The sequence below is a fragment of the Chamaesiphon polymorphus CCALA 037 genome, assembly GCF_003003845.1.
Lineage (GTDB): Bacteria > Cyanobacteriota > Cyanobacteriia > Cyanobacteriales > Chamaesiphonaceae > Chamaesiphon > Chamaesiphon polymorphus.
This window is the reverse complement of the sequence record NZ_PVWO01000177.1, coordinates 1-10,523: the sequence shown is the minus strand read 5'-3', so window position 1 is coordinate 10,523 and position 10,523 is coordinate 1. Positions and strand designations below refer to the sequence as shown.

Here is a 10,523-nt window from a genome sequence, read left to right as displayed (position 1 = left end):
GTGTTGTTCGAGCACCACTTCCCGTTCGGTGTCGGTGAGGTGTTGTAAGTCTGTCACCGCTATATCCATGCTGGCGGATGGGTGAATCACCTGCATCGGTGTGCCATTGACTGTGGTAAAACTGGTGCGCAGTACTTCATGCCGCCGGACGATTTCAGTTAGGGCTTGCTGGAAAGCATCGAGATTCAAGTCCCCAGTCAAGCGCAAAGCTTCAGGCATATTGTAAGTCGCTGATGCTCCTTCGAGTTGGTTGAGAAACCACAGTCGTTCTTGGGCAAATGACAGGGGAATGGATTCGCTCGTTGGCACAATTCGAGTGATTACAGGTAGGCTCCATCCTTGCTCCTGTGTCCGTAATCGATCGATCGTCCGCGCAAGTCGATCGACAGTCGGAGCTTCAAATACAGCTCGCAGGGGGATGTCTACCGCAAAGCTGTGTTTGAGTCGGGAGGTTAATTGGGTCGCGAGGAGCGAATGCCCGCCTAATTCAAAGAAGTTGTCGTGAATGCCGACTTTTTCGACCCCCAAGACGCTAGTGAAGATGTGGGCAACGATCTCTTGATTTGGTGTCTGGGGGGCGACATATTCCTGTTCTCGCTCTATTTCACCATCTGGTGCGGGCAGAGCCTTCCGGTCTACTTTGCCGTTGGGGGTTAGGGGGAGGGTATTGAGGATGACGAAGGCAGAAGGCACCATGTAGGCGGGAAGTTGCTGTTGCAGGAATTCCCGCAGTTGTTGAGTGCTGAGGGTTTCCTCCTCACTGACTACATAGGCTATTAATCGGTTGTTTCCAGCAGAATCTGCGGTGACGATCGCTACTGCTTGTCGGACTTGAAGATGATTACTCAAAACTGCTTCGATTTCCCCCAGCTCAATCCGGAAGCCCCGAATTTTGACTTGATGGTCGATACGTCCCAAGAATTCAATATTGCCGTCAGGGAGGTAACGTGCTAAGTCGCCAGTTTTATACAGCCGGGGCGATCTATCTGGTGAGAAGGGATTTAGAACGAATTTCGCTTGAGTGAGTTCGGGACGGTTTAAATAGCCTCGGGCTAATCCATCGCCCCCGATGTGGAGTTCTCCGGCTACCCCAATTGGTACTGGTTGTAGTTGTGAATCGAGGATGTACACTTGAGTATTGGCAAATGGTTTCCCAATTGGAACTAACTTTTCAACCCATTCTCGACCGTAATTATTGTCAAAGTAACAACTATCGACTGTTGCTTCAGTTACGCCATAAGAATTGATTAAATGTGTTTTTTCATGGCACAATTTTCGGATTCTTTCATGTTCCTCTATGTACCAGTTATCGGAACCGACGATCGTTACTTTCATGAAACTTAAATCTTGGTGAGTTTCCTCCAAGTATTCCATTAAGTTTCTTGCCACTGCTGGGACAAACTCGGCACAATCAATTTCTTGCTGCACCATCAATTCATAGAGTTTTTCCGCATTCAAAAGATAGTCTAGTGGGCAGATAACTAACTTTCCACCCGAACATAGTGCACGTACTAAATTTCCGCCAAACACATCAAATGACAAACTAGCCATTTGGAGATGATTTCTGGCGTGGGTTTGTAGTTGATATGCTTCCTCCCAAGCAAAGTAAGCATTAACAAGATTCTGATGAGCGACTAACACCCCCTTGGGTTGTCCGGTGGAGCCAGAAGTGTAGATGATATAAGCCAAATCATCGGCAGCACCAGTCACTAAATTCGCTTGACTGTACTGCTCAATTACCGCCAAATCGATATCCAAACGAACTACTCGGGCAGTATGAGAAGGTAGCACTGACAGCAAGTTATCTTGTATCAACAATACTTCTATCCCCGCATCACTCAACAGATAACTCAAGCGTTCTGTCGGATAACTGGGGTCTAGAGGAACATATGCTCCACCTGCTTTGAGAATCCCTAACAATCCCACCACCATCTCTAGCGATCGTTCGACACAAATGCCCACTAGTACTTCGGGTTTGACACCTAAAGTTTGGAGGTGATGCGCCAGTTGATTGGCGCGTTGATTTAACTGTTGATAGGTTAATTCCTGCTGTTCAAATACCACCGCTATTGCATTTGGTGTTTTCGCTACCTGCTCCTCAAATAATTGATGGATACATTTGTCTTGCGGATAATCTGTCTGGGTATCGTTCCAGTCAAACAGTAATTGTTGGCGTTCGGACTCACTTAGTAAGGGTAATTCACTTACCGCTTGCTGGGGATTTTCGACAACGGCTAATAATACTGTCTGGAAATGACCTAACAGTCTTGAGATTGTCGCCCCATCAAACAAATCCGTACTGTAATCACAACTCAACACAAGTTCAGTGCCTACTTCAATGACATTCAAGTTGAGATCGTAGTCGGCAAAACCGATCGCTCCAGAGTATAAGCTGGTATCAAGTCCAGACATTTCTGGTACAGCCAGAGATCGCTCTAAATTAAATGTCGCTGTAATCAGTGGCACATGGTTCGTTTTTCGCTGTTCTGACAGAAGCTCGAGTAAGTTGGCAAAAGGATAATCTTGATGCTCATAAGCAGCTAGCAATACTCCGCGCAGCGTTAGTAAATATTCTAGAAAAGATGGATTATCCACAAACTGACTGCGGATTGGCAATAAATGAGTGCAGTAGCCAATTAGTTCTTGACTGCCTTCTAAAGAGCGACCAGCCGTAGAAATCCCAATTAAAATATCGTCTTGACCCGTTAAACGATGAAACAGAGTTTTGTAGGCCGACAGCATAGTCATGAACAAAGTACAACCTTGTTCTCGACTCACTCTGCGGAGATCGTTACTGAGCTTAGTCTCCAGTTCGATCGTTTGTCGGTTAGCCCGAAAAGTCTTTGTGGCTCGACGGGGACGATCTGTGGGTAGTTCTAAGACGGGAATTGGGTCGTAAAGCTGCTCCAGCCAGTAAGATTGATGGCTAGCCATTGCTGCTGTATCTGCCTGTTGTTCTAACCACTGGACATATGAGCGGAATTGCAGCGGCGACGTAAGCTCAGAAGAGATATTTTCACACTCGGCTGAATAGATAGCCGCAATCTCTTGCAGCATGATGCCCATCGACCAACCATCAATAATGATGTGATGAGCCGAGACCACTAGTAAGTGCTGTTGCGCTTCTAACTTGAGAATTTGGCACCGGAATAGAGAGTTTTTGGTAAAGTCAAAAGGGGTTTGTCTGTCTTCTTGTAACCAAGCTGTTACTTGAGATTCCCGATCGTTATCATTTATATCAGAGAAGTCAATTACTGGTACATCAATCTTCACTGATAAACAGATGTGCTGAACTTCACCTGTCGGATCGATTTTGGTGCGCAGAGCCTCATGGCGATCGACGATTTTTTGCAAAGCTTGTTGCATGGCGGCAAGCTTTAATTCACCTCGTAACTGAATTATTACTGATTCATTGTAGGCCGCAGAGCTGTTGTCCCCTAGTTGGGCAAGAAACCAAAGTTGTTGTTGTGCTTTGGTGAGGGGAATGCCAACGGGAGCATCCGCTGGCTCTACTTTTGCGGTTGCCATGGATGAAACTGTTGTAGCTTGTTTCTGACTAGAGGGCAGCGTTGCGCTATCAGAGGAAGATCGAGGCCAAAATCCGTCAGCGCGAATTTCTCGGACAGTAGATTGGATCGCTCGCACGATCTGGTTGACATCCTCATCTGTATGAGCAGTAGAAAGAAAACAAGCACGTCCTTCCCAGATGTAGATCCCCTTAGCAATCAGATGATAGAAAAATTGGTCAAAGTTGCCACTGAAAGTAAAGCGAAACAACGAACCAAAATTAAGTACTCTGATGGGAACTTCTTCACTTACAAAGAAATCATTGAGAGTAGAGACTAAAATCTGAGTACGTTGATTGAGTTCTGCTTGTAAAGATGGGCCTGCTGCTGTGAGATGTTGAACGACTGCATGGGCAGCAGCCATGCCTAGATGATTTTTATTAAATGTCCCAGCAAAGAAGGTTTTTTCAGTTGAGGGGTAAGATGCATTCCCATAAGACCAGGAGCCGCCGTCAATACCGTCAAGATATTCTGCTCGACCAGCGACTACCCCAATCGGTAAACCACCACCAATAATTTTGCCATAAGTGACTAGATCGGCTTTAATATCAAACCAAGCTTGGGCACCACCTTGATGAATGCGAAAACCTAGCAATACCTCATCGAAGACTAATGCGATGCCGCTAGCTGCGGTCGCTAGACGGAGCTGCTGCAAGAACTCGCGCGGTTGCAAGCTTAGATTACGCGATTGCACTGGTTCCACAATTACTGCCGCAATTTCGGTAGCATTGGCTCGCACAACTTCCAGTGCCGAATCCTCACCATATTCCAGCACTAATACATCTGATACAGTCAGAGGTGCTATACCAGTAGTGCTGGGAATAGACTGCCCTTGAGAAGCTGTAGCTAAAATTCCGTCAAAGTGACCGTGGTAGGAGTTAGTAAAGATGACGATTTTGTTGCGACCAGTGGTATGTCGCGCCAGTCGAATTGCGGTCATGACCGCTTCAGTACCGGAATTACAGAAGGCTACCCGTTCTGTACCAGTCAGTTCGGCGATCGAGCGCGCAACTTCGCCAGCCAGCGGAGCTTGCGGGCCAATTTGCAGTCCTCGCTCCAACTGATTACTAATGGCATCTTTGACGAACTGGGGATTGTGCCCAAACAATAGCACCCCAAAACCCATGGTGATGTCAATGTACTTATTGCCATCAATGTCCCAACAGTATGCACCAGCAGCTCGATCGCCAATAATGGGATAAACTAACTCTTTAAGAGAAGGACGAAACCCTGCACTGGCTCGGCTATCTGCCAACACATCCCGACTAATTTGGGTGGCATTCTTGGAGCCAAATGTTTTTTGAGTGTAACTATTAATGAATCGATCTAGCTCGATCGATGGTGATAATTGTGATGTCGATTGTAGTGGCGATTTTTCGGCAATCGGTGGTAATGGCGGAGATTTTCGATCTTCATTGACTGTGGAAACCACTGGTTGATACTTTTTTGGATCTATTCCTGTGATGGCGTTAGGGGCTGGTTCAAAATTTCCTGTTTGCTCCCGCAAAAATGATAATTGTTGTGCAACTATATCGGACATGGTATTAGACACTACTTGCAGTTGTTGCTGCATAATTCGTTCTAATCCACTGGCAGAATTCATTGTCACAGCTCCAGTTGACTGAATTACGTTTGATGTAGAAGACAACTTATTCGATTCATGGTGATGCCCTGAGTTGCCATTGGTAGCTGACTTTCCATTTGTAGATGTTGCTAATACTGGCTCTGGTGAGGTAATTTCCAGCGGAATTTGTTCGTGAATATACTTGGCAAGCAACGCGATGGTAGTCAATTCCTCAAATATTTGCCGGATACCCACCTTGAGGCCAAAAGTCCGTTCGACATAACCGATCGCCTCCACCAACACTAGCGAATCAGCACCCATTTCTAAGAAGGGAGCATTGATATCCACTTCGGCGAGGTCAGCTTTGAGTAGTTTGGCAACACTAGTATGTAGCTGATTTAAGATATCCTGCTGGCGTTGTCGATCGGTCATATCTACACTTGCTAGGGCTGAGTCTTGTGAGGCGAAGCTTAAATTCTGATTACTGGGTATCGGAGCAAAAGGTTCAGTGTCCATAGGTGGATCGATCCAATAGCTTTTACGTTGGAAGGGATAAGTGGGCAGCGGAACGCGCTGGCGGGCATAATCGCGATCGAATCCCACCCAATTAATCGCCACACCATTAACTGCAAGCCGAACAAGGCTATGCAGCATCTGTGTTCCATCAGCGATGCCACGGAGGCTGCTCAACCAAAGACGATCGTCGTCCACTGGCAAACATTGCTGTCCGATCGCTAATAATGTCGGTTTAGGGCCAATTTCGACAAAAATATTGATGTCCAACTCAGCTAAAGCTTGGATGCCATCGACAAACCTGACCGATTGCTGGAGATGTTGACACCAATACTCGGCATCGATCTTGTCAACTTGTGCGCCAGTTAGGTTAGAAATGAGTGGGATTTGAGGAGAAGTATAAGAAATTGTGGCGGCTAGTTGCTGGAATTTCGGCAGCATTGGCTCCATTAGTGGGCTATGAAAAGCATTCGTAGTATCGAGCGGCTTAAAGCCAATCCCCTCTGCTGCCAACGCCGCACACGCATGAGAAATTGCTTGTTTATCTCCAGCAATGACTGTATTTTCTGGGCTATTGTAAACGGCAAAAGTGAGCTGCCGACCGTCGATCTCGATTGTCTTCTGAATATCTGCTGGAGTTGCAAAAACTGCGACCATCTCCCCAACGGTTGGTAAGTTTTGCATCAGGCGCGCTCTGGTGGTCACTAACTTAATGCCATCAGCCAAACTCATCACTCCAGCCACCACCGCCGCAACATATTCACCCAGGCTGTGGCCTAGTACGGCGTCTGGGGTAATGCCCCACGATTGCCATAGTTTGAATAGGGCATATTCCAATGCAAATAATGCAGGTTGCGCGTAGATAGTTCGATCGATTAGCTCTTTCTGGCCATTTGTTGGATAGAGAATTGATAACAGCGGTTGGTCTAAATGGGGTTCCATCAAGACTGCACATTCGGCGATCGCTTGGCGAAAGGTCGGCTGAGTCTCATAGAGTTGGCGACCCATCCGCACAGATAGAGATCCTTGACCCGTAAATAGATAGGCGATTTTAGCCGTGCTTTTTTTCTGACTAGAACCTCGATAAATATTAGGAGTTAGTTGCTGTTGCCGATAAGCAGTGAGTTGTGCGGTGAGATCGCTGATACTATCGGTCACAATCCCTAACCGTTCGTTAAATTGCACCCGTCCGGTATTGGCCGTAAAACACAAATCGGCCAAGGATAAACCCGGCCGATTTGTGAGTAATTGATGATAGCGATCGACTAATTCATTTAAAGCTTGTTCAGACTTAGCCGATAGCATCAATAGGTGATGCGTTCGATCGACTTGATTGTGAATCTCCTTCAGAGTGGGTGCTTCCTCCACCACCACATGAGCATTAGTGCCACCCATGCCAAAGGAACTGACACCTGCCCGTCTGGGAGTAGATGCAGATTCCCAAGCTTGCAATTGGTTATTAACGACAAACGGCGAAGTATCAAAGGGAATGTAGGGATTAGGTCGATCGAAATTCAAACTAGGGGGAAGCTGTTGATGTTGCAGAGACAGTAGTACCTTGATGAATTGGGCAATCCCCGCCGCCGATTCCAAATGACCCAGGTTAGTTTTCACTGACCCAATTGCACAAAATTGTTTCTGGTCGGTATCTACCCTAAAAGCCTTAGTCAAGCCTTCAATCTCGATCGGATCGCCTAAAGTAGTGCCAGTACCATGCGCTTCTACATAAGAAATCGTCTCAGCCGATACCCCCGCATTATCCAAAGCAGTGCGAATCACATCTGCTTGTGAAGCTGGATTGGGTGCTGTCAATCCATTGGTGCGACCATCGTTATTTACTGCCGAACCCTTGATAATGCCATGAATGCGATCTCCATCAGCGATGGCTCGTTCTAAAGGTTTGAGTAAAACAGCTCCCGCTCCTTCTCCCAAGACAATCCCATTCGCCCGATCGTCGAAAGCGTAGCACTGTCCGGTGGGGGAATGCACCTTCATCCGACTCATGCCCACATAATATTCTGGCGATAACTGGAGATTCACTCCCCCAGCAATCGCCGCATTACATTCGCCTTGGCGGATACTTTGGCAGGCCATGTGTAGGGATACCAATGATGACGAACAAAGGGTATCCACCAATACAGAAGGGCCGCGCAGATTGAGTAAAAATGAAACTCGATTAGCAATAATCGGGTTCTGATTCCCGATCCCAGCACTATAGTCAGCAGCTTGCAACTGTCCTTCAATGCGTCGATAGTAACCATTATTGCTACAGCCGACAAACACGCCGACACGATCTGGTTCTAATTGCTCTGGTCGATAACCAGCATGTTCGAGGGCTTCCCACACTACTTCTAGGAAAATTCGTTGCTGGGGATCCATCAACTCGGCTTCCCGAGGAGAAATTTGGAAAAAGAGCGGGTCGAATAAATCTACATTGTCAATAAAGCCGCCCCAGCGGGAATAGGTTTTATTCGCAGTATCTAGATTGACATCATACCAGTTCTGCGCCCATCGCTGAGTGGGAACTTCGGTGATTGCGTTATCGCCATTTGCTAATAATTGCCAGTAGCTCTCCAAGTCTGGGGCTTGCGGAAACCGACAGGACATGCCGATTACGGCAATGTCTCCACTAGCATTCACAGTAGCTGGTTGCGATCGATCGTCTGGATCTGAAGTTGTGGGTGCATCGACATCTGGTGGTGGAGTTAAAAACTTGGCTGATAAATGTTCGCAATAAGTTTGCACTAAATGAGCGGCTAATTCAGCAGGAGTAGAATGCTCGAACAACAGGGTTGGAGACAGTTGTAGTTCTAAATACTGACTGAGATTGCCGATAATTTCCACTGCTTTGAGGGAATCGGTGCCAAAACTGTGAAAGTTACGAGTCGCAAAAATGCGATCGATTGGTTTATCTAATGTCAAGGCAACCTGCTTGCGGATGGCGTTGATGACTAGTGTCATCAACACTGGGTTAGCCACTGGACTAGGAGTCTTAATTTGGCGATCGCGATCGTTCTTCAGCTTCGATCGAGCTGAATTATCGACACTCTCTAGCTGTGAAGATTTGTCAAAGTCAACCGATCGATCCGGATTAATAGTACTAGTAAATAGCTCTGATGGCTCGACAATTAGATCGAAAGTACGATCCAAAAATGCTTGACGACAAGCACTGCGTTGAATTTTGCCACTGGATGTTTTGGGAATTGTCCCTGGCTTGAGCAACAACAGCGCGTCTACTTGTAGTTCGTGTTGCTCGGATACGGCTGCGAGGACTGCTGTTTCGATCGCCTCTCGATCGATCTGGCGACGTTGAGTGCGTTCTACTTCTTGGGCAATTACTAGCTTTTCCTCGCCGCCAATTTCTACCATGAAAGCTGCCCCACTATTCATAGCCAGCGATGGTTGGCAATTAGCAACTGTCAGTTCGATATCTTGAGGGTAATGATTGCGTCCCCGAATAATGATTACATCTTTTAAGCGACCAGTCACAAATAACTCGCCGTCATGTACAAATCCCAGATCCCCAGTACGCAAAAATTTCTGCTCCCTCTCATCATTCGCAATCTGTGCTTTGAAAATCTGCTCGGTATCATCTGGACGGTTCCAATATCCCTGCGCCACACTCTCTGAAGCTACCCAAATTTCTCCCACCCGATCTGGGGCGCAGCGCGTTAATAACCCTGGATCGACGATCTCGATTTCAGTATCCAACCAAGCTCGTCCACAACTAACAATTGAGGTAAGAGTGGGATCGTCTGCTGGCAAGTTACTCGGAATAATAATTTTGCGATCTGACAAAGCAACACTATCTACTTGTCGAGCAATGGATGGAATTTCTTGCCAGTTACCAGTCGTGAACAATGTGGTTTCGGCCATCCCATAACAGGGATATACAGCAGCAGGATTAAATCCACACTCGCTAAAGATATTCGCAAACTTTGTTAAAGTCTCAGCGCGAACTGGTTCAGCTCCGTTAAAAGCTAAATTCCAACTACTCAAATCCAGCTCGGCTCTTTGTTCGGGTGTAATTTTGTTTACACATAAATCATAGGCAAAATTAGGTCCACCGCTGGTTGTAGCCTTATACTTATCGATCGCTCGCAGCCACCGAATCGGTTTTTGCAAGAATGCTACTGGTGACATCAAATAACTAGGAATACCTAAGTACATAGGCTGCAACACATTCCCAATCAAGCCCATGTCATGGAACAAAGGTAGCCAACCGACAAAAATTGTGTTTTCAGAGTGGTTGAAAGCTTTCTTGATTGTTTTCTCGTTGTGCATGAGGTTGCCATGACTGACCATTACCCCTTTAGGATTACCAGTAGAACCAGATGTGTATTGCAGAAATGCTAAAGTGTCGGCAGAAATTTTAGATGGCTCGAACAATGCTGCTCCATCTGCCTCAATCCCATCAGTTCCCAATAATTGTGTCCCACTATCACTAGGAAAACTATTTTCTAATGTAGGTAAAACTTCTGTTACGGTCAGAATTAGGTTTGCTCGTGCATCAGATACAATTTTTTGCAGTCTTTGCGTCCGTTGATTCCGCCTTGGCATGTCCACTGGTACAGCAACTACTCCTGCATACAAACAGCCTAAAAAAGCAATGATGAAATCCAATCCTGGTGGATAAATTAAAAGTGCTCTGTCTCCAGCTTGAGCAGATCTTCTTAATAATGTGGAAACTAATTTTGCTCTATAGTCTAGCTCTTTATACGTCAAAGATGCACTTTCTATTTCTCCATCATTAAGAAAGACATATCCAATCTTATTTGGTTGATGTTTCGCCCTCCACTGAAGTACTTCGACAATAGTAGAAGAACTTGTATTCATTTCATCGCCAGCTTTTATATCAATATTAAAAACTTATGTGCTAT

At 46.2% G+C, this 10,523-nt stretch carries 1 protein-coding gene; it reads right to left on the bottom strand.

Annotated elements, in window-relative coordinates; translation table 11 throughout:
- On the bottom strand, positions 1 to 10,479 hold a 10,479-nt coding region (locus tag C7B77_RS31120; protein ID WP_106306016.1), incomplete at its 3' end, for a hybrid non-ribosomal peptide synthetase/type I polyketide synthase.
- Between the last annotated feature and the right edge of the window lie 44 nt (positions 10,480 to 10,523).